We start from the raw sequence: 20630 nt of genomic DNA, 5'->3' as shown, positions 1-20630 counted from the left end.
ACCCACCTCGCACAAACGCGAACGGCCACCCGAAGGTGGCCGTCCGTCTGCATCGAAAGGAACCTGCGGGCTTACAGCGCCTGCAGTTCCTCATTGGCGTTACGCTTTTCCTTGGCCGGCACCGGAGCCGCAACCGCTGCCGGCGCTGCCGCATTGGCGTCCACTGGCACTTCCAGGTACGGCAGGTGCAGGGTCTGGCTGGTCAGCGTACGGATCTCGTTCACCAGCGCCGGGCTGTCGTTGAGCTTGCGCCCGTACGACGGCACGATCTCGCGCAGGCGCGCTTCCCAACCGGCCTTCATCTGGTCCGGGAAGGCCTTGGCCATCAGGTCCAGCATGATCGGCGGCGAGGTCGAGGCCCCCGGCGAGGCACCGAGCAGGGCGGCGAGGGTGTGGTCCTTGTCGGTCACGATCTCGGTGCCGAACTGCAGTACCGGGCCCTTCAGCGGGTCACGCTTGATGATCTGCACGCGCTGGCCGGCGGTCACCAGCTTCCAGTCACCGGGCTTGGCGTTGGGGAAGTACTTGACCAGTTCAGCCTGGCGATCGGCGTCGTTCAGGCGCGCCTGGCCCATCAGGTACTGCACCAGATCGAGGTTGTCCTTGCCCACTTCCAGCATCGGGCCGACGTTGTTGTGGTTCACCGACGAGTACAGGTCCCACCACGAGCCGTGCTTGAGGAACTTGGTGCTGTACAGCGCGAACGGCCCGAACAGGACCACCGGCTTGCCGTCCAGCTTGCGCGCATCCAGGTGCGGCACCGACATCGGCGGCGAACCGGTTTCGGCCATGCCGTAGGCCTTCACCCCATGGCGCGAGGTCACGTCCTGGCCCTGGAAGGCCAGGAACTGGCCACCGACCGGGAAGCCGGCGTAGTCCTTCGATTCCGGAATGCCCGACATCTGCAGCAGCTTCAGTGCGGCGCCACCGGCACCGATGAACACGAAGCGGGCATGGGTGGTGGATTCGGTGCCGGCCTTGAGATCCTTCACCGTCACGTTCCAGCTCTTGTCGGCGTTCTGCCGCAGCGCGCTCACTTCGTGGTTCAGGTGGAGGCTGAAGTTGGGGCTGCGCTGCAGGCCGGCGGTCAGCTGGCGGGTGATCACACCGAAGTTGACGTCGGTGCCCAGCGGCATCCAGGTCGCGGCGACCTTCTGCTTCGGGTCACGGCCTTCCATCAGCAGCGGTGCCCACTGCTTGATCTGCGCCGGATCTTCGGAGTACTGCATGCCGTAGAACAGCGGGTTCTTCACCAGGGCCTGCTGGCGCTTGTGCAGGTAGGCGATGTTGTCATCACCCCAGACGAAGCTCATGTGCGGGGTCGGGTTGATGAAGTCGCTGGGCTGGCTCAGCCGGCCTTCCTTGACCTGGTGCGACCAGAACTGGCGCGAGACCTCGAACGATTCGGCGATGCCGACCGCGCGCTTGGTTTCGATGCTGCCGTCGGGCAGTTCCGGGGTGTAGTTCAGTTCGGCGAATGCCGAGTGGCCGGTGCCGGCGTTGTTCCAGCCATCGGAGCTTTCACCGGCGACGCCGTCGAGGCGTTCGTAGACCTGGATGTTCCAGTCCGGCTGCAGTTCCTGCAGGTAGGTGGCCAGGGTGATGCTCATGATGCCGGCGCCGACCAGTACAACGTCGACGGGCTTGTCGTTGCTGGCGGCGGGCACCGAGCGCTGGGTCAGGGGCCAATACAGGAACAGCGCGGCGGCCAGCAACAGCAGCACGAGCAGGGCGAGCAGGGCCTTGCCAAATTTCTTCATGGGGGCGGGATCGTTGGCGGAGGGGAAGGGGTCAGGATGCGCGTGCGGCAGGGAAAGGGCGTGAAGAAACAACGCCTTGCAGCATCCTTGCAGAGGATTCTACCCGGAATGGGTCCGGTTTTTGTGCAATGCACCATCCTGTCGGCGATCGCTCCGGGGTAGACTTGTCGGCTGATTCCAGAACGACCACCGGCCACGGAGGGGCCGCGCAACGATGTCACGGATGCTGATCGTGGTGGGTGACGCCCTGCAGACGGGCGGTTCGGTCCTTACAGGTTCCCCGCATACCGATATCGAAGGACGCGCCGTGGCGCGTGTCGGCGATCGGGTGATCTGTGCACGCCACGGTCCGGGTTCGATCGTTTCCGGCGATGCCACCCTGGTCATCGATGGCCAGCCGGTCGCCCGCGACGGCGACAAGGCCAGCTGCGGCTGCGCACTGGTATCGGGCAAGCAGCAGCGCGCCCACGTGGTGGCCGGCGGTGGAGGGGGCGCTGGTGCAGGCGCCGGAGTGGCGGCGATCGCGGGGATCGTCGCGCCGTTGCTGAAGACGGCCATGCAGACACCCCCATTCGCAGCGCCCGGCACCGCCGTGCGCGACGAGGACGCGCCGCAGTGCTGGGTGGCGGACCATGATGCGCAGATCGACCGTGACGTGGACGGGCGCTACTACGAGGCCTACGACGTCAATGGCGACAAGCATGACTATCCTTTCCAGGTCAGCTACCGCATCGAGATTCCGCTGCAGGCCCAGGGCGAGGTGGTGGTGTCGATCAAGGTGCAGGCGATGCCCAAGCCCGGCGTCACCGCTGCCGAGGTGGCGGCGGTCAAGGCGCGCATGGAGCGCGGCATCGATCAGTTCTGGAACGGCCGGTTCACGCTGGATGTCCATGATCCCGCGTGCGGCACCCGCAGCTTCCCGATCCGCTACGAAGTGCGGTGGGTGCAGGGTGGCAGTGACTACCGGCTGATCATCCATCGCACCTATGACCGGGAGCAGGTGGAGTTCCCGGATATCGATGTCTCCGTGTCGACCACGGCCTGGACCTTCGCCCACGAGTTTGCCCACACCCTGGGCGTGCCGGACGAGTACTCGTACAACGAACCGGACGAAGAGACCGTGCGTTACGTCCAGCCCGATGGCACTCTGGATCCGGAGGTGCTGGTCGCCGTTCCGGATTCCCGTGAGCTGACCGATCCGGCGGCGACCATCATGAATTCCGTGGACTGCGCGGTGACCCGGCCGCGTCATGCCTGGAACATCGCCCGGGAAGTACGTGAACTGCTGAGCCGGGAGATCGGCCGGGAGATAACATGCACCGTCAAGTGATTTCGTTGATTGCCACTTTTGCCGCTGCCGCAGCGCTGCCGGCCCACAGCAAGGAGCTTCCTCCCATGATCGAACTTCATGCGCGCTGCGTGGACGATGCCCAGTGCCGTTTCCGTGGCGACACCCTCAACGTCGAACTGGAACTGCGCAACAGCGGCAGCGAGCCCGTGTCGCTGCCGCTGGAGTACATCCGCAGCCGTGGCCCGTCGGTCAGGGTGAAGGACAACCATTCCGAGAAGACCACGGCGTTGCGCAGCGGCATGGCCGCGGCCGCGCTGCGGCAGCAGATGCAGGAGCTGCGCGCGGGCCAGTCCCTGCGCATCGGTTTCCCGATCAAGCCGCAGGAGCTGACACGTTTCGCCCTGCGCCCGATGGATGTGACCCTGCAGTTCTCGATCAATCTGACCCCGGGTTCCACCGGCGCCGAGGCGCAGGTGGTCCAGGCGCAGCTGCACGTGGTCGACGCCGACTGACCACAGCGGCCAGCACTCCGCTTCGGGTCAACGCCGTTCGGGACGCCGGTCGCCGGCCATGACCGCTGGATGCACCCGGGGCAATGCCCTCGTTCCGGCTGTCGATGGGCATTCCCGCGCCCTTCAATCGCTGCCGATCGTGAAATATTCGGCGGTGAAGTAGCCGAGCTGGTAGAGCAGGGTGGCAGCGGCCAGTCGCAGCTGTGCGCGGTCGGAGCGCAGTTTCCAGCCCAGCAGGACCACCAGCAGCATCAGCAGGGTGTGGACCGGGTACGCCGCGCCCAGCAGATGCCACCGGCTTGTGCCCTTGATCGCGGTGTCCACCAGATCCAGCAGCGTCAGCGCGCCGATCACGCCGAATATCCAGCGCCGGCGTTGCATCAGGTAATTGCCGTAGCTGCCGTAGTCACGCAGGTCATCCGGGAACAACAGAGCACAGAGCAGGAACCAGGCCGCGCTGTAGCAGATCACGAACAGATAGGTTTCGAACGTCCAGCGATGGACTTCGATCAGGCGGAACTCCCACCACCAGAAGGTGACCAGCGACACCAGCGTCCATGCCACCCAGCACAGATGGAGTGCCGAGCAGCCGCGGCGCTGCGGATGCTCGATGATCTGCGCCAGGCCCTTGAGCACGGTGGTGATCGACAGGCCCAGGATGATGCCCATCACCACCCGGATGTGCAGGAACAGCGGATCGGTCTGCATCGCGGCGCTCCGTGTCGGGTGCTGCGATGCTGGCACAGAAATGGGGTCAGAGCCCGTTGCGCAGCAACGGAATCCGACCCCGTGCCGTCCCGACAGATCGCGGGAAACTGTCGAAGGCGGGGTGGGTCCGGTCGAGGGGGCGTGAGCGGCATGGATGCCGCGTTTGATCCTGACGTTGCCGGCCAGCGGCCGGCACTACCGCTTGCGCCGGATCAGCGCAGAGGAGGCATCCAGCACCGCGCGGGTCAGCAGGGCCATGGTCTGCACGTCGCCCTTCCAGTGCTGCCAGTACAGCGGCACGTCTTCCCACGCGCGCTGGCGCACGTAGACCAGGCGGCCCGCGTCCAGGTGCCGCTTGACCAGCGGCAATGGATTCATCGTCCAGCCCATGCCGCCCAGGTTGGCCTGCACGAAGGCGCGCGTGGATGGAATCCACCAGGTCGGCGCGGTGCTGGGCAGGTCGTCGCCGGCCATGCGCCGGGCGAAGCGCGACTGCATGTCGTCCTTGCGGTTGAACACCAGCACCGGTGCCTGTGCCAACGCCTGCGCGGTCACGCCCTTGGCGAAGTGGCGCTCGCGGAACTCGGGCGTGCAGGTCGCCGCGTAGCGGATGCTGCCCAGCGCATGGATCTGGCAGCCCTGCACCGGCTCATCCAGCGTGGTCACCGCGCCCAGCACCGTGCCCTGGCGCAGCAGCTCCACCGTGTGGTCCTGGTCTTCCACGCGCAGGTCCAGGGTGGTGCCGGTGGTCTGCGCGAACTGGTAGGCGGCCTGCGGGAACCAGGTTTCCAGGCTGTCGTGGTTCACCGCCACCGGGATGCTGGCCTGGGGCAGGTCCTCATCGGCCAGGCCCATGCGATGCAGCGCATCGTGTTCCAGCAGGGCGGTCTGCTCGGCCAGCTGCACCAGCAACTGGCCCTCGGCGGTGGCGGTGGCCGGGGTGCCACGCTTGACCAGCAGGCGGCCGATCCGGTCCTCCAGCGCCTTGACCCGCTGCGAGATGGCCGAGGGCGTGACATTCAGCGACTGCGCGGCGCGGTCGAAGCTGCCTTCGCGGATCACCGCGGCCAGGGCGCGCAGCTGGGCATGATCGATCCGCATCGAATTAAGCTCCGCTAATGTTGGTTTAGTAAGTTTAGCTCGTCTTTTCCATGTTGCGGCGCGACAATGGCGCCCGTTCCGGTGCTGTCCGCCTTCGCGAGGCACCGTCCCCCCAAGCAATACAAGGCAGTGAATCCCATGTTCTCGGTCATCTCCGCCAGCACCGGCCTCGGTGCCTGGTTCTCTGGTGCAGCCACCGGCATCGGCCTGTTCGCCGTGGTCGGCGCCCAGAGCGCCTTCATTCTGCGCCAGGGCATCCTGCGCAGGCACATCGTACCGGTGGTCGCAACCTGTGCGGCCATCGATGCCATCTTCATCTTCGCCAGCGTGGCCGGCCTGCGCACGCTCACCTCGGCGCTGCCGTGGCTGACCACCGCCGTGCTGTGGACCGGTGTGACGTTCCTGGCCTGGTACGCGATGAAGTCGGCGCGCCGTGCGATCGCCGGTGGCGGCGGCATGGGCGAAGCTGACAGCGATGACGGCAGCCGCCGCGCGGTGCTGATGGCTGCGGTCGGCTTCTCGCTGATCAACCCGCACTTCTGGCTGGACATGATGGTGATCGGCTCGATCGCCGAGAACTTCGGCAACGCGCGCATGGCCTTCGCCGCCGGCGTGGTCACCGCCAGCTGCCTGTGGCTGACCGCGCAGGGCCTCGGTGCCCGCCTGCTGGCGCCGCTGTTCACCAAGCCCAGCACCTGGCGCGTGCTCGACGGCACCATCGCCGTGATTCTCAGCATCCTGGCCCTCATGCTGGCGCTGCGCGGGGTCCACTGACCCGTCGCACGCTCCCCGAACCCACGTCCTGACTCTCTCTCCAAGGCAGTGGCAACGACGGCACCGGCAACGGTGCCGTCGTCTTTTCCGGCTCTGGCGGGAAACCCTTTGTCCTGCCTAGAATCGGAGATCAGGACAAGGTGTCCACAGGAGCAGGGGAAGGATGCACAAGACGATTCTGGCGGTCGCACTGGCCGTCATCGGGGGCGTTGCCGCAGGCAGCGCGGGGGCGGTGGATCTGACGCAGTACCTGCGTCGGGAGACCTTCACCGACATCAAGATTTCGCCGGGGGGCGAGTACGTAGCGGCAACGGTGCCGAGGGAGGACAGCACCGCGATCGCGATCCTGCGCCTGAAGGACAAGGAGGTGGTTGGCAGTTTCTGGCCGCCCAGCCGCAATCACGCGCAGACATTCGATTGGGTCAGCAACGAGCGCCTGCTGATCGGCCTGGCCGAGAAATGGGGCTCGCTGGATCAGCCCAATCCCACCGGCGAGCTTTACGCCATCGATGCCAACGGCAACCGCGGCGAGCTGCTGGTCGGCTACCGCGTCGAAAGCAAGGGCCCGGGTACGCGAATCCAGCCGAAGAAGGTCGAAGCGGTCGCCGCCTTCCTGGCCGACGACCTGCCGGGCGATGAACGCAACGTGCTGGTGACCGTGTGGCCGCTGGCCGAAGATCCCTACACCCGCGTCGATCGCATGGATGTGGCCAGCGGCCGTCGTTCGCGGGTGGCGTCTTCGCCGGTACGGCGGGGTGAGTTCACCACCGACGGTGCCGGCGAAGTGCGCTTCGTGCACGGGTCCGGCAGTGACAACGTCAACAAGCTCTACTTCCGCGAGCGCTCCGGCGACACCTGGAAGCTGATCAACGACGAGGCCGTCAGCAAGCGCATCGAAACCGCCATCGGCTTCTCGGCCGATGACAGCCTGGCCTATCTCAACGTCGAGCAGACCCAGGGCCCGGATGCGATCGTCAGCTGGAACCCGCAGACCGGCGAGCGTGCCACGCTGCTGCGCGACGAGGTGGTCAACCCGTATCGCATCATCCATCGGCCCGGCACCCACGTGCCGGTGGGGGCGCTGTACATGGGCGACACGCCGCGTACCCGGTTCTTCGACGAGAAGTCGCCGGAGGCGCGCCTGTACCGCAGCCTGGAAGCCGCCTTCGGAGGCCCGGTCTACATCACGTCCAGTACCCGCGACGGTCGCGTCGTGCTGGTGGAGACCTGGTCGGGCTCCAACCCGGGCGATTTCTATGTGTACGACACGGTGGCGCGCAAGGCCGATCATCTGATCAGCCGCAGCGACTGGATCGATATCGAGCGCAGCGCCAAGGTGCGTCCGATCGCCTTGAAGGCCCGGGATGGCCTGCCGCTGCATGGCTTCCTGACCCTGCCGGCCGGCAGTGACGGCCGCAACCTGCCGATGGTGGTGCTGCCGCATGGTGGCCCGTTCGACATCTTCGATTCCGGCGAGTACGACCGCGAAACCCAGATGCTGGCCGCTGCCGGCTACGCCGTGCTGCAGGTCAACTTCCGCGGATCGGGCAACTATGGCCGGGCGCACACCCAGGCCGGCGCGCAGCAGTGGGGCGCGGCCATGCAGGACGATGTCACCGATGCCACCCGATGGGCGATCAGCGAAGGCATCGCCGATGGCCGTCGCATCTGCATCTACGGCGCCAGCTACGGTGCCTATGCGGCGATGATGGGAGCCGCCCGCGAACCGGGGTTGTACCAGTGCGCGGCCGGCTATGTGGGTGTCTACGATCTGCCGATGATGTACACCCGTGGCGACATCCAGGACCGTGGCTCAGGCGTGACCTACCTGCGCGAATGGCTGGGTGACCCGGCCAAGCTGGGCGCTGTGTCGCCGGTGAACCTGGCCGAACGGATCAAGGTGCCTGTGTTCCTTGCCGCCGGTGGCGAAGACAAGCGCGCGCCGATCCAGCATACCGAACGCATGGAAGCGGCGCTCAAGCGCGCCGGCACGCCGGTGGAAAGCCTGTACTACAAGACCGAAGGCCATGGCTTCTACACCGAGGCCCATCGCAGCGAGTACTACGACAAGCTGCTGGCGTTCCTGGCGCGCAGCCTGGGGGGCAAGACGGCGGCGACCGCACCTGCGGCCGGCAAGGGCAAGGCGCCCTGAACCCAGTGCCTGCGGGGGGAGTGGTCCCCCCGCAGGCGCTGAGGTGCGATGACCGCACAGATCGTATTTGAAACAAGTTGCATGGCATATGGGCCTGCTGCGTGGGGATCATGCTTGTTTCCCCAGCACGGTGTTGCCATGGCCCTCCCTGATCGGTGCACACCTCTGCTTGCCCGTTGCGGAACCCTGGCATTCGCCTGTCTCGGCTTGCTGGTCCTGGACGTGCAAGCCGAGGTGGGAGAACGCTACGAGGCCGATGAAGTCGCACGCTCGCTGCTCAGTACCGGCGCGATCCACGAGGAGGGGTTGCAGCTGCATCGATGGTTGACGGGGGCCGAGGTCGACATACCCGCGGACGCTGAGCGCGAGGCCAGGATGATGACCCGCGCGATCGCATTGGCAACCGGTCTGACGGACAGCTGGATCGACGCGCTGTACGGTGTGGAAGCGGCGGGGTCCGAAGCGCAGGCAGCGCGGACACTGCTGGCGGACGCCAACAGCGCTGGCGCCTCGCGCTGCATGGCGCACGGCGTCAAGGAACAGCCGGAGAATGCACCGCTGCGCGGCTATGCGTTGGAGCGCTTCGGGGACACCCCGCTACCGGCTTATGCAACGGTTGTCGACGTTCAGTACCGATGCATCACCTCCTACATTTCGGCTCACAGGGTTCTCGCGTTGGCCGCGATAGACGTGCTCAAGCAGGGGCGCCGCCCGGCAGCGGGTGAGTTGCTTGCCGATCTGCAGGCGGGCATGGCGCGTGATCGGCGATGGCCCCAGGCGGACGGTGGTGAAATGCAGCTGCTTTCGTTCTGGAAGGGACGCGCGTGGTCCGGTGATCGGCGGCTGGTCGAGACACTCGCCAGGCGTTCGATCTCCATGGACGAAGTGCGGCCCGTGGATGCAGTCGCACAAAAGGCGCTGTTCGCAGACTTCAGTGAACAGGCCCTCGAACAACCGGCCTCGGAGGAGCTGACCACCCAGATCCTGCTATGGATACCGCCCGTTCTGCGCGAGTCACTGCGCAGTGATGTGGAGGCCTATGTTGCCGCGGCAGCGGTCTCGCCCCTGCAATGTCAGCCGGTGCGAGCACAGTTCATCGACGAAGAAGGCCGGCGCGCGCGCATTGAAGTTCGATGCACGGCACCGGCGCTGGATGCCATTGCGGTGCCGGAGATGGCGGCATCCCTTCCAAAAGATGCGCTGGAACAGCACTACCGGCAAGTGTTGGAGGCGTTGCGCACATCCATCGGCAGCGTCGGAAGTACCACCCTGATCGGTTTCACCACCCTCGGCTGGAGCGCGGACGCCCGGCGTTGGGAACTGCCCGTCGGCGCGCACGCGGCTTTGCAGGCGCGCACGCTGCTGCCGACGCCGGTGGTCGACGAATGGGGCAAGCCTTCCAACATCAGCCGCTTCCTGCCGAAAGTGCTGCGCGTGGAGAACATCGATCCTTCGGCCCTGGACGAAGATACCCGCGACAAAATCCAGAGCATGCGGCGGCAGATGGCCGACGCCATGCGTGGCGGTTGGCAATGATGCCGGGGCCTACTTCACCCCGTGCATCATCCGCTTCAGCAGTGGTGCGGCGAGGAAGGCGGCCAGCGCGCAGCCCAGGCCGATCCACATCAGCAGCCAGAACAGGTGCGCATAGGCGCCCGCGGCAGCCACCATGTCCAGCGATTCACCTTCCGGCACCTCGATCGCGGCCAGCTTGCCGAACAGCGCGGCCAACGTTTCCGAGAACGCGGTAGCCAGGAACCAGGTGCCCATCATCAGGCTCATCACCCGTGGCACCGCCAGCTGGGTCACCGCCGACAGGCCGACCGGCGACAGGCACATCTCGCCGCTGGCCAGCAGGAAGTAGGCCAGCACCAGCCACCACACGCTGGCCATTTCACCGGTGGCGCCCACCTGCTGTGCGGCCAGCGCCAACGGCACGAATGACAACGCGCCGATCACCAGGCCCCAGGCCGATTTCACCGGCTTGCCCGGCTCCCAGCCGCGGCGGTCCATCCACGTCCACAGCGCGGCGAACGCCGGCGCCAGCAGCACCAGGAACAGGCCGCCGAGGTAGGTCAGCGAGCCGGCGGTCTGCGGAATCACCAGGCAGTCGCGCACCAGCAGCACCAGCATCAGTACGACGATGGCGGCGAAGAACGTACGCGGCGCAGCCGAACCCTGGCGCCGTTCGGACAGGCGCGCGCTGACCACGAAGCCCAGCGGTGCCAGCAGCAGCGAGAGGATCGACCACGGCAGCGGCGTGCCGCCGGTGATCACCAGCGACGGCACGATGTCCTTGGTCAGCAGGCGGTCGGTGAAGGTCACCCACGAGCCGTAGGACTGCTCGTACATCGTGAAGAACACCAGCGCCATGAAGATCAGCACCATCAGCGCGATCATCTGTTGGCGCTGCACAGGCGTGCATTTCGTGCCGGTGAACCAGGCGAACCAGACCAGCACGCCGCCCAGCACCACCAGCATCAGCATCAGTGCCAGGCTGATTTCACCGCCCAGTGCGAACGCGCCGTTGCCCGCGGCCCACATCAGCCACGCCACCGGCAGCACGCCGAGCACCGCGCACAGATAGATGAGCCATTCGCGTGGCAGGCCCAGCACCTTCTGCTTCAATGCCGCCGGTTGCGGCGGCTCGGCGTGGCCTTGCAGGTACTTCTGGCCCCACAGGAACATCGCCAGGCCAGCCAGCATGCCAATGCCGGCCGCACCGAAACCGTACTTCCAGCCATAGGCCTCGCCGAGGAAGCCGCACACCAGCGACGAGAACAGCGCGCCGAGGTTGATGCCGGCATAGAACAGCGAGAAACCCGAATCGCGGCGCGGGTCGTCCTTGGCATACAGCTTGCCGACGATGGTGGAGATGTTCGGCTTCAGGAAGCCGACGCCCATGATGATCAGCGCCAGCGACAGGTAGGTCACCGCCAGCGCCGAGGTGTCGCGCACCACTTCGCCGTTCACCCGGTACGCGGCGTGGCCTTCGAACGCCATGCCGAGGTGGCCGAGCACCAGCAGGATGCCGCCGAACAGCACCGCACGGCGCATGCCCAGCCAGCGGTCGGCGAGCATGCCGCCGAACACCGGGATGCAGTACACCAGGCCGCCGTAGGCGCCGAGCAGGTCCAGGCCGGCCTTGTCGCCGAACAGGTGGTACTTGGTCAGGTACAGCAGCAGCAGCGCCTTCATGCCGTAGAAGGAGAAGCGCTCCCACATTTCAGTGAAGAAGCAGACGTAGACGCCCTTGGGGTGGCCCAGGAAGTCGTCGGAAGCGATAGCGGTGGAATTCATCGCGGAATTATAGGCCTGTGGCCTGACCCGCTTTCAGTAGATCCCGCCATGCGTGGATTGCCGGAGGGGCCTGGGCGATCACAGGTACCGCAACCACGCCAGGTCACGCCTTCGCGCCTTGAACCGCGCGAACGCCCGCGTCGGCGGGTACAGCACCACCGCCAGCGCACAGGCCATCAGCAGCAGGCCGCTGACCGAATCCAGGGCATACAACCCGCCATGGGTCGGCCCCCAGGCCGCCAACGCGGCCAGGTACAGTCCCTTCAGCACGTACAGGTGCAGCAGGTAGAAGAACATCGGCGCGGCGCCGATATCGGCCAGCGGGCGCAGCGCACGCGCCAGGGGCGGCCATTCGTACAGGCGCAGCAACAGCAGGCCCACGCCCAGGGTCAGCAGCAGGAACTGCAATGACGGCGGGTACTTGGTGATGTTGAGGATGCTCAGCCAGGTGCGCAGCGTGGTGGCCTGGTACTGCCAGGGCGCATCGCCGTAGTCGTTGGCGAAGCGCAGCAGCACGAACAGGGCCAGCGCGCCGGCGCCCGCCCGCAGCAGCCAGCGCTGGCGCTGCTCCGGCGCGCGCTCGCGGCCGAACCACGGCCCCATCAGATAACCCAGCGCGATTACCCCGATCCACGGCAGTACTGGATAGGAGGTACGCAGGCGCAGCGCGCCAGCCTCGATCCAATCACGCTGGTGCAGCACTTTCCACAGCACCGCCAGCAGGCCATTGCCTTCCACCCGCATGCCGTCGAACAGGTTGTGCCCGGCCACCACCGTGACTGCCAGCACCAGCAGGGCCGGGCGTGGCAACCACAGCAGGCCGGCCAGCGCGATCATGCTCAGTCCGATGGCCCAGATCACCTGCAGGTACAGCGTTTGAGGCGGCAGTTGGAAGGTCCAGGCGAAACTTACCAGGGTCAGTTCCAGCACGACCAGGAACAGCCCGCGCTTGAGCAGGAACGCGGCCGTGGCCCCGCGCGGATCCGGCTGCCGCTGGCCGTACAGCCAGGCCGACAGTCCGGTCAGCAGCACGAACACGGGGGCGCACAGGTGGGCCAGCAGTCGGCACGCGAACAGGGCGGGGGAGACCGTCGCTGCGTCCATCGGGTCGCTCACCTGATGCTGCAGGAAGAAGGTCTCGCGCACATGGTCGAGCAGCATCAACAGCATGACGGTGCCGCGCAGCTGGTCGATGGAGGCCAGGCGAGGGGAGGGGGAAGGGGGCATGCGATGCGGAAGCTACAGGGTAGCATTAAGATATAACATATCAATTGAGGTGATCCCAGCCGGACTTTGCCGTGTCTGCCGATTCCGGCTTCACGCACAGCCTCATTGCGCTGTGGCGGCTGCCCCATCCTTTGGCACGCTGGACTTGATCTGCCCTGAACGCTAGCGTGGCAGGGATTTTTTGCCAGCAGGGGCTTCCATGAACCACGACGCTGCGCCCAAGCAGCTCACCTTCCGCGCAGTGGCCCTGGCCATCGTGCTGGCGGTGGTGCTGTCGGCGGCCAACGCCTACCTCGGTCTGTTCGCAGGCCTGACCATCGCCACCGCCATTCCCGCCGCGGTCATTTCCATGGGCGTGCTGCGCCTGCTGGGCGGTGGTTCCATCCTCGAAAACAACATCGTCCAGACCGGCGCCTCGGCCGGTTCGTCGATCGCCGCCGGCGTGATCTTCACCATCCCGGCGCTGGTGATCATGGGCTACTGGCCGGACTTCAAGTACTGGTGGGTGCTGGGCATCGCCGGCCTCGGTGGCCTGCTGGGCGTGCTGTTCTCGGTGCCGCTGCGCCGTTCGATGATCGTTGAAGACCCGTTGCCGTTCCCGGAAGGCAAGGCCGCCGCCGAAGTGCTCAAGGCCGGTGAGAACCCGGGCCCGGGCCTGAAGATCCTCGGCCTGTCGGCGGTGATCGGTGCCTTCGTCAAGCTGGCCGCGGAAAGCGGCATGCGCCTGATTCCGGATGCCTGGGCCACGTCGGCCTATGTCGGCAGCTCCAAGGTCACCGCCTTCATCGGCACCAACCTGTCGCCGGCGCTGCTGGGCGTGGGCTACATCGTCGGCCTCAACGTCGGCATCGTGGTGGTGTCCGGCTCGATCCTGACCTGGCACATCGCCATCCCGATCTACCAGGCATTCTTCATGAACACCGATCCGGCGCTGGCCGCGTCGGTCGCCACCGCTTCGTCCACCGAGGCCGCGTTTGCCATCTGGGGGGCGAAGATGCGCTACCTGGGTGTCGGCGCGATGCTGATCGGCGGCATCTGGACCCTGATCTCGCTGCGCAAGTCGCTGCTCAACGGCGTCAAGAGTGGCTTTGCCGCCGCCCGCAAGAGCGGTGGCCCGGTGCTGGCGCACACCGAGCGCGACCTGCCGATGAAGTGGATGCTGGTCGCGCTGGTGGCCTTCGTGCTGCCGCTGCTGGCCCTGTACCAGGCCATCGTCGGCCAGTGGCACGTGTCGATCCCGATGACCCTCATCATGATCGTCGCCGGCTTCCTGTTCGTTTCGGTTTCGGCCTACCTGGCCGGCCTGATCGGCTCGTCCAACAACCCGGTCTCGGGCATCACCATCTCCACCATCCTGTTTGCTTCGGCCGTGCTGGTCGTGCTGCTGGGCGCCGATGGCCTCAAGCCGGTCGGTGCCGGCGGTGCGCCGCTGGGTGCAGTGGCTGCGATCATGATCGGCGCGGTGGTGTGCTGCGCCGCCGCCGTCGGTGGTGACAACCTGCAGGACCTCAAGGCCGGCTACATCGTCGGTGCCACCCCGTGGAAGCAGCAGCTGATGCTGGGCATCGGTGCGTTCTCGTGCGCGCTGATCATGGCCCCGGTGCTGAACCTGCTGGCCACCGCCTACGGCATCGGCGTGAAGTCCGAGCTGCACCCGAACGCGCTGGCCGCACCGCAGGCCAACCTGATGGCCTCGGTGGCCAAGGGCCTGTTTGGCGGCGAACTGCCGTGGACCTTCATCGGTATCGGTGCGGTGGTCGGTGCCGTCATCATCGCCTTCGACAGCTGGCTGAAGTCGCGCAACGCCCGCTTCCGCGTGCCGGTGCTGGCCGCCGCCATCGGCATCTACCTGCCGCTGGAGCTGATGGTGCCGATCTTCCTCGGCGGCCTGATCGCCTACCTGGTCGAGCGCTTCCACAAGGTGCGTGCCGATGACGAAGAAGGCCGCGACCGCGTGCACAAGCCGGGCGTGCTGTTCGCCGCCGGCCTGATTACCGGCGAAGCGCTGATGGGCATCGCCATCGCGATTCCGATCGTGGTCAGCAGCCGCGCCGACGTGCTGGCCGTGCCGTTCCACCTGCCGGGCGCACAGTGGATCGGCCTGGCCGTGCTGTTCCTGGTGGGCTGGCTGATCTATCGCACGGGCAAGCGCGCCGTGGCGTAACACCCACGGGGTCGGATTCCTTCCCGCCGGGAAGGGCTCTGACCCCACGTTGACTGCGTCTGGGGTCAGAGCCGATTCCGTCGGAATCGGATCCGACCCCGGTGTCCCCGCAAACCGCGCTACGGCGCGGTTTGCTGTTTCTGGCGATTGCCCGCCCGCGGCCATGACCGATGGCCTTGGCAGCCCCGGCCGCACGGGCCTACCATCGGTTTTTTGCCGTCCTGCGGAGACCCCGATGAAACTGCGTCATGCCCTGCTGCCACTGAGCCTGCTGGCCGCCCTGCCCAGCGTTGCCGCTGCCCGTGGCCTGGAAGTCCGCGACATGGTGGCCATGGACCGCGTCTCCACGCCGGTACTGACCGCTGACGGCGGCACCGTGGTGTTCGCCAAGCGCAGCGTCGATACCAACCTGAAGGCCTCCACCGCGCTGTTCGCACGCAACCTGCGCACCCGCGACGCGGCTCCGCCGAAGCAGATCACCCCGGCCGGCTGGAACGTCAATTCCGCCTCGCTGTCGGCCGATGGCCAGACGGTGTATTTCCTGAGCGCCAGGAACGGCAGCCAGCAGCTGTACGCGCAGCCGATCAACGGCGGTACGCCGCGCCAGCTGACCGATTTCGCAGTCGGCGTGGACAGCTACCACGTGTCGCCGCAGGATGACCGCGTGCTGTTCAGCGCCGGGGTGTTCCAGGCCTGCGCCTCGGACCTGGCCTGCACCGAGAAGAAGCTGAAGGAAAAGAAGGACGCCAAGGCCAGCGGCCAGGTGTGGGATTCGCTGTTCGTGCGCCACTGGGATGCCTGGAACGACGGCCGCCGCAACACCCTGTTCGTGGCCCCGCTGCCTGCGGCCAAGGACGGTCCGGTCAAGGGCGCTTCGGCACTGAGCGCGACCATCGACGGCGACGCCCCGTCCAAGCCATTCGGCGGCAATGACGATTTTGCGTGGTCGCCGGATGGCGCCAGCGTAGTGGCCAGCATCCGCGTGGCCGGCAAGCAGGAACCGTGGTCGACCAATTTCGACCTGTACCGCTTCGACGCCGCCGGCAAGCAGGCGCCGGTCAACCTGACCGCCTCCAACCCGGCCTGGGATGCCGGCCCGGTGTTCAGCGCCGACGGCAAGACCCTGTTCTATCGTGCGATGAAGCGCCCGGGCTTCGAAGCCGACCGCTTCGGCCTGATGGCAATGGACCTGGCCAGCGGCAAGACCCGCGAGATCGCCCCGCAGTGGGATCGTTCGGCCGGTGGCATCACCCTGTCCGCTGACGGCGCCAGCATCTACACCACGGCCGATGACCTCGGCGAGCACCCGCTGTTCCAGATCGACGTGGCCAGCGGCAAGGCCACCAAGCTGATCGGCGATGGCAGCGTCACGGCGGTCGACGTGGCCGGCAACAGCGTGGCGATCACCCGCAACAGCCTGAAGAGCAACGACCAGGTGCTGGTTGGCCTGCTGCCGGCCGCGGGCCAGCCGATCGGCGAGCTGCGCGCGCTGACCCCGGCCGCCGGTGATGTGCTGAAGGACGTGTCCTTCGGTGACTACGAGCAGTTCGAGTTCAAGGGCTGGAACAACGACACCGTGCATGGCTACGTGGTCAAGCCGCACAACTACCAGGAAGGCAAGTCCTACCCGGTGGCGTTCCTGATCCATGGCGGCCCGCAGGGCAGCTTCGGCAACGGCTGGAGCTACCGCTGGAATCCGCAGACCTATGCCGGCCAGGGCTATGCCGTGGTGATGATCGACTTCCACGGTTCCACCGGCTACGGCCAGGCGTTCACCGATGCGATCAGCCAGCACTGGGGCGACCGCCCGCTGGAAGACCTGCAGAAGGGCTGGGACGCGGCGCTGAAGAAGTACACCTTCCTCAACGGTGACAAGGCCTGTGCGCTGGGTGCCAGCTACGGCGGCTTCATGGTCAACTGGATCGCCGGCAACTGGAACGGCCCGTTCAAGTGCCTGGTCAACCACGACGGCGTGTTCGACCAGCGCATGATGGGCTACGCCACCGAAGAACTGTGGTTCACCGAGTGGGAGCAGGGCGGCACGCCGTACCAGAAGGCGGCGAATTACGAGAAGTTCAACCCGGTCAACCACGTGGCGGACTGGAAGAAGCCGATCCTGGTCATCCACGGCCAGCAGGACTTCCGCATCCCGGTCGAGCAGGGCCTGGCCGCGTTCACTGCCGCCCAGCGCCAGGGCATCGAATCGAAGTTCCTGTACTTCCCGGACGAGAACCACTGGGTGCTGAAGCCGAACAACAGCATCCTGTGGCACGACACCGTCAATGCCTGGCTGAAGCAGCACATCGGCGAGTAAGCCGGTCCAGAGCCGAGGGGGCGGATCCCTTCCGCAGCGCGGAAGGGCTCCGACCCCGTCATTGACCGCCCCTGGGGTCAGAGCCCTTTCGCGTGGCGAAAGGGATCCGACCCCGCACCCAGAGCACCTGCATGATCCAGAACGACATCGTCGTCTTCGGTTTGATCGCCGCCACCCTCGGTGCCGTGTTCTGGACCGCCTCGCGCGAGCAGGGCCTGTGGAAGCGCTTCTACACCTTCGTGCCGGCGCTGCTGCTGTGCTACCTGATTCCCGGCATCTACAACACCGTCGGCCTGATCGACGGCCAGAACACCAAGCTCTACAACCCGATCGCGCGCGACATCCTGCTGCCGGCAGCGTTGATCCTGCTCACCCTGGCGGTGGACATCAAGGGCATCCTGCGGCTGGGCCCGAAGCTGGTGCTGATGTACCTGGGCGCGTCGGCCAGCATCATGCTCGGTGCGGTGGTGGCGTTCCTGCTGATGCGCGCCGTGCATCCGGAAACCGTCGCCGGCGACACCTGGGCCGGCATGGCGGCACTGGCCGGCAGCTGGATCGGTGGCGGTGCCAACATGCTGGCGATGCGTGAAGTGTTCGACGTCAACGCCACCACCTTCGGCCAGTTTGCGGTGGTCGATGTCGGCGTCGGTTACGTGTGGATGGCCGCGCTGATCTTCCTGGCCGGCCGCGCGGCCAGGATCGATGCGCGCAGTGGTGCCGATACGTCGGCCATCGATGAACTGAAGGAGCGCATCGCGCGCTTCCAGGCCGAGCACGAGCGCATTCCCAGCCTCACCGATCTGATGCTGATCGTGGCGGTGGCCTTCGGTGGCGTCGGCCTGGCCCACGCCATCGGCGCACCGTTGGCGGCCTGGTTCAAGCTCAACGTCAGCTGGGCGGCGCAGTTCAGCCTGGACGCACCTTTCGTGTGGGTGGTGGTGCTGTCCACCACGCTCGGCTTGGGCCTGAGCTTCACCCGCGCACGCACCCTGGAAGGCGCGGGCGCTTCACGACTGGGCTCACTGCTGCTGTACTTTCTGATCGCCTGCATCGGCATGCAGATGGACCTGCTGGCGCTGCTGGACCGGCCGTGGCTGTTCCTGCTGGGCATCATCTGGATCAGCGTGCACATCGTGTTGCTGTGGTGCCTGGGCAAGCTGCTGAAGGTGCCGTTCTTCTACTTCGCCATCGGTTCGCAGTCGAACATCGGCGGCCCGGCCTCGGCACCGGTGGTGGCCGCGGCGTTCCATCCGGCGCTGGCGCCGGTCGGCGTGCTGCTGGGCACGATGGGCTATGCCACCGGCACCTACCTGGCCTACATCGTCGGCATCACGCTGCGCGCGCTGGCCGGGCAGGGCTGATACGGCGATGGGGTCAGATCCCTTTTGCGACGCAAAGGGATCGGCCCCGGTTCCTGGTGATTCACGCCACCGGCAACCCGCGTTCGATCAGCCACGTCTTCGCGTCTTCAGCATCCTGCTCGAACCGCGCCGAGTGAAAAGAGGGGCGCCGCAAGGTCCGGCGCGTCGCCACGCGCCCGTTGCCAACCGCGCCCGCGCCTTACGCCACCGGCAACCCGCGTTCGATCAGCCACGTCTTCGCGTCTTCGGCGTCCTGCTCGAACCGCGCCGAGTGAAAAGAGGGGCGCCGCAAGGTCCGGCGCGTCGCCACGCGCCCGTTGCCAACCGCGCCCGCGCCTTACGCCACCGGCAACCCGCGTTCGATCAGCCACGCCTTCGCGTCTTCAGCATCCTGCTCGAACCACGCCCGGGCGGATCCCAGCCGGTACGTATACCCCCAGGCATCCATATCGGCCATCAGCTGCCCGCTGCCCACACCGGGCAGCTGTGCGGCGAGCACGATCTGCAGGTAGCAGGTGGCGTCTTCCTCCGGTACCGAATCGGTGGCGTCGGTGTGCACCTGCGCGCGCCGCTCCGGCGGCAGAACGATCAGGTGGCAGGCCTCGTGCAGCATCGAATGCACGGGGGTGTCGTCGCGCACGTACACATTGCTGGCGATGATGCCGGCCTCCGGTTCGCCCCAGTAGCTGCCGGGAATCGGCTGGCCGGCGGCCACGTGGTGCAGCATCAGGCCATGCGCGGCAAGCAGGCGCTGCGCATCGGCGAAGGCGATATCGCCGACGCGGATGACGTTCGGTTCGGGTGTGGTCTCGGTCATGCGGGTCAGCCGGCCCCGCCCATGCAGGCACGGGCGGGGCAGCAGGTCAGGGCTTTTCCGGGCCTTCCGGCAGCGCCACGGAGATGTCCAGCACATCGTGCTGGCCATCCTTCACCAGGTCGACCTTCACTGCATCGACGTCGATGTTCACGTACTTCTTGATCACTTCCAGCAGCTCGCGCTGCAGCAGCGGCAGGTAGTCCGGGCCACCGCGATGGCTGCGCTCCTGCGCGATGATGATCTGCAGGCGGTTCTTCGCGGTTTCGGCGGTGGTCTTCTTCGCTTTGAGGAAATCGAACAGGCCCATGCTTACCCTCCGAACAGCTTGCTGAAGAAGCCCTTCTTCTCGACGTTGGTGAAGCGCATCGGGCGATCTTCGCCAAGGATGCGCGCGACGGCGTCGTCATAGGCCTGGCCGGCAGCGGATTCGACATCCAGGATCACCGGTTCGCCCTTGTTGGACGCGTTGAGCACGTCGCCCGACTCGGGGATCACGCCGATGGCCTTCAGGCCCAGCACTTCCTCGACGTCGGCGATGCTCAGCATCTCACCGGTTTCCACGCGCAGCGGGGTGTAGCGGGTCAGCAGCAGGAAGGCGGGGACGTTCTGCCCGGATTCGGCCTTGTGCGTCTTCGAATCCAGCAGGCCGATGATGCGGTCGGAGTCGCGCACCGAGGACACTTCCGGGTTCACCACCACCACCGCGCGGTCGGCGAAGTACATCGCCAGGAAGGCGCCCTTCTCGATGCCGGCCGGCGAGTCGCAGATGATGTAGTCGAAGCCATCGGCCGCCAGATCCTTGAGGACCTTGCCGACGCCTTCCTGGGTCAGTGCGTCCTTGTCGCGGGTCTGCGAGGCGGCCAGCACGTACAGGTTGTCAAAGCGCTTGTCCTTGATCAGGGCCTGCTTGAGGGTGGCTTCGCCGTGCACGACGTTGACGAAGTCGTACACCACGCGGCGTTCGCAGCCCATGATCAGGTCGAGGTTGCGCAGGCCGACGTCGAAGTCGATCACCGCCACCTTCTTGCCGCGCCGCGCCAGGCCACAGGCCAGGCTCGCGCTGGAAGTGGTCTTGCCCACGCCGCCCTTGCCGGAGGTGACTACGATGATTTCAGCCAAAGGACTTCTCCTGGTTCTGCATTAGTTTGG

At 66.5% G+C, this 20630-nt stretch carries 16 protein-coding genes; 8 read left to right on the top strand and 8 right to left on the bottom strand.

The window, feature by feature from the left end; all coding sequences use genetic code 11:
* Positions 1–71 precede the first annotated feature (71 nt).
* Positions 72–1760 carry a malate dehydrogenase (quinone) gene (mqo, locus tag ARC23_RS05190; protein ID WP_057496237.1) on the bottom strand — a complete coding sequence of 563 codons (1689 nt, stop codon included), beginning with the start codon at positions 1758–1760 and terminating at the stop codon, positions 72–74.
* Between the two features lie 214 nt (positions 1761–1974).
* Here mqo and ARC23_RS20335 point away from each other — a divergent pair, with 214 nt between their 5' ends.
* Positions 1975–3090: a PAAR domain-containing protein gene (locus ARC23_RS20335; protein ID WP_080393026.1), complete on the top strand. Its 1116-nt coding sequence runs from the start codon at positions 1975–1977 to the stop codon at positions 3088–3090.
* 65 nt (positions 3091–3155) lie between these two features.
* Positions 3156–3563: a hypothetical protein gene (locus ARC23_RS05180; RefSeq protein ID WP_057496236.1), complete on the top strand. Its 408-nt coding sequence runs from the start codon at positions 3156–3158 to the stop codon at positions 3561–3563.
* A gap of 123 nt (positions 3564–3686) precedes the next feature.
* On the opposite strand, the gene ARC23_RS05175 is transcribed toward ARC23_RS05180, so the two are convergent.
* Together ARC23_RS05175 and ARC23_RS05170 are read right to left on the bottom strand one after the other, a co-directional pair.
* Entirely contained in the window at positions 3687–4271 is a 585-nt protein-coding gene (locus tag ARC23_RS05175; RefSeq protein ID WP_057496235.1) for a hypothetical protein, read from the bottom strand.
* Positions 4272–4466: 195 nt separating this feature from the next.
* Positions 4467–5372 carry a LysR family transcriptional regulator ArgP gene (locus ARC23_RS05170; protein ID WP_005412604.1) on the bottom strand — a complete coding sequence of 302 codons (906 nt, stop codon included), beginning with the start codon at positions 5370–5372 and terminating at the stop codon, positions 4467–4469.
* A 138-nt stretch (positions 5373–5510) separates the two neighbouring features.
* On the opposite strand from ARC23_RS05170, the gene ARC23_RS05165 reads away from it, so the two are divergent.
* The 3 genes from ARC23_RS05165 (at position 5511) to ARC23_RS05155 (ending at position 9834) form a co-directional block, all read left to right on the top strand.
* A complete protein-coding gene (locus tag ARC23_RS05165; protein WP_057496234.1) occupies positions 5511–6146 on the top strand; it encodes a LysE/ArgO family amino acid transporter in 636 nt (211 codons plus the stop codon).
* Positions 6147–6309: 163 nt separating this feature from the next.
* Entirely contained in the window at positions 6310–8298 is a 1989-nt protein-coding gene (locus ARC23_RS05160; RefSeq protein ID WP_057496233.1) for an alpha/beta hydrolase family protein, read from the top strand.
* A 138-nt stretch (positions 8299–8436) separates the two neighbouring features.
* A complete protein-coding gene (locus tag ARC23_RS05155) occupies positions 8437–9834 on the top strand; it encodes a hypothetical protein (RefSeq protein ID WP_152985209.1) in 1398 nt (465 codons plus the stop codon).
* A gap of 9 nt (positions 9835–9843) precedes the next feature.
* Here the strand turns inward: ARC23_RS05155 and ARC23_RS05150 are convergent, their stop codons facing one another.
* Positions 9844–11598: a peptide MFS transporter gene (locus tag ARC23_RS05150; protein ID WP_057496231.1), complete on the bottom strand. Its 1755-nt coding sequence runs from the start codon at positions 11596–11598 to the stop codon at positions 9844–9846.
* 78 nt (positions 11599–11676) lie between these two features.
* A complete protein-coding gene (locus ARC23_RS05145; protein ID WP_057496230.1) occupies positions 11677–12825 on the bottom strand; it encodes a DUF1624 domain-containing protein in 1149 nt (382 codons plus the stop codon).
* 199 nt (positions 12826–13024) lie between these two features.
* On the opposite strand from ARC23_RS05145, the gene ARC23_RS05140 reads away from it, so the two are divergent.
* The 3 genes from ARC23_RS05140 (at position 13025) to ARC23_RS05130 (ending at position 18664) form a co-directional block, all read left to right on the top strand.
* On the top strand, positions 13025–14989 hold the full coding sequence (locus tag ARC23_RS05140) for an OPT family oligopeptide transporter (protein ID WP_057496229.1): 1965 nt from the start codon (positions 13025–13027) through the stop codon (positions 14987–14989).
* Positions 14990–15224: 235 nt separating this feature from the next.
* Entirely contained in the window at positions 15225–17303 is a 2079-nt protein-coding gene (locus ARC23_RS05135) for an alpha/beta hydrolase family protein (protein ID WP_057496228.1), read from the top strand.
* Positions 17304–17434: 131 nt separating this feature from the next.
* Complete coding sequence (locus ARC23_RS05130) at positions 17435–18664, top strand: DUF819 family protein (protein ID WP_057496227.1); 1230 nt, start codon at positions 17435–17437, stop codon at positions 18662–18664.
* Positions 18665–19001: 337 nt separating this feature from the next.
* Here the strand turns inward: ARC23_RS05130 and ARC23_RS05125 are convergent, their stop codons facing one another.
* The 3 genes from ARC23_RS05125 to minD are packed head-to-tail and all read right to left on the bottom strand — an operon-like array spanning position 19002 to position 20600.
* Complete coding sequence (locus ARC23_RS05125; protein ID WP_057496226.1) at positions 19002–19481, bottom strand: hypothetical protein; 480 nt, start codon at positions 19479–19481, stop codon at positions 19002–19004.
* A 46-nt stretch (positions 19482–19527) separates the two neighbouring features.
* Positions 19528–19788 (bottom strand): cell division topological specificity factor MinE, encoded by a 261-nt coding sequence (gene minE, locus ARC23_RS05120; RefSeq protein WP_053516176.1) that lies wholly within the window; start codon positions 19786–19788, stop codon positions 19528–19530.
* A gap of 2 nt (positions 19789–19790) precedes the next feature.
* Positions 19791–20600 carry a septum site-determining protein MinD gene (gene minD / locus ARC23_RS05115; RefSeq protein ID WP_057496225.1) on the bottom strand — a complete coding sequence of 270 codons (810 nt, stop codon included), beginning with the start codon at positions 20598–20600 and terminating at the stop codon, positions 19791–19793.
* Positions 20601–20630 lie beyond the last annotated feature (30 nt).

Source organism: Stenotrophomonas beteli, assembly GCF_001431665.1.
In the GTDB taxonomy this organism is placed as follows: domain Bacteria; phylum Pseudomonadota; class Gammaproteobacteria; order Xanthomonadales; family Xanthomonadaceae; genus Stenotrophomonas; species Stenotrophomonas beteli.
The sequence above is the reverse complement of the archived record's forward strand: the minus strand, read 5'-3'. Positions and strand labels throughout refer to the sequence as shown.

Coding starts and splice junctions, on each gene's coding strand:
- mqo (WP_057496237.1), bottom strand. CDS start 1,760: ATGAAGAAATTTGGCAAGGCCCTGCTCGCCCTGCTCGTGCTGCTGTTG.
- ARC23_RS20335 (WP_080393026.1), top strand. CDS start 1,975: ATGTCACGGATGCTGATCGTGGTGGGTGACGCCCTGCAGACGGGCGGT.
- ARC23_RS05180 (WP_057496236.1), top strand. CDS start 3,156: ATGATCGAACTTCATGCGCGCTGCGTGGACGATGCCCAGTGCCGTTTC.
- ARC23_RS05175 (WP_057496235.1), bottom strand. CDS start 4,271: ATGCAGACCGATCCGCTGTTCCTGCACATCCGGGTGGTGATGGGCATC.
- ARC23_RS05170 (WP_005412604.1), bottom strand. CDS start 5,372: ATGCGGATCGATCATGCCCAGCTGCGCGCCCTGGCCGCGGTGATCCGC.
- ARC23_RS05165 (WP_057496234.1), top strand. CDS start 5,511: ATGTTCTCGGTCATCTCCGCCAGCACCGGCCTCGGTGCCTGGTTCTCT.
- ARC23_RS05160 (WP_057496233.1), top strand. CDS start 6,310: ATGCACAAGACGATTCTGGCGGTCGCACTGGCCGTCATCGGGGGCGTT.
- ARC23_RS05155 (WP_152985209.1), top strand. CDS start 8,437: ATGGCCCTCCCTGATCGGTGCACACCTCTGCTTGCCCGTTGCGGAACC.
- ARC23_RS05150 (WP_057496231.1), bottom strand. CDS start 11,598: ATGAATTCCACCGCTATCGCTTCCGACGACTTCCTGGGCCACCCCAAG.
- ARC23_RS05145 (WP_057496230.1), bottom strand. CDS start 12,825: ATGCCCCCTTCCCCCTCCCCTCGCCTGGCCTCCATCGACCAGCTGCGC.
- ARC23_RS05140 (WP_057496229.1), top strand. CDS start 13,025: ATGAACCACGACGCTGCGCCCAAGCAGCTCACCTTCCGCGCAGTGGCC.
- ARC23_RS05135 (WP_057496228.1), top strand. CDS start 15,225: ATGAAACTGCGTCATGCCCTGCTGCCACTGAGCCTGCTGGCCGCCCTG.
- ARC23_RS05130 (WP_057496227.1), top strand. CDS start 17,435: ATGATCCAGAACGACATCGTCGTCTTCGGTTTGATCGCCGCCACCCTC.
- ARC23_RS05125 (WP_057496226.1), bottom strand. CDS start 19,481: ATGACCGAGACCACACCCGAACCGAACGTCATCCGCGTCGGCGATATC.
- minE (WP_053516176.1), bottom strand. CDS start 19,788: ATGGGCCTGTTCGATTTCCTCAAAGCGAAGAAGACCACCGCCGAAACC.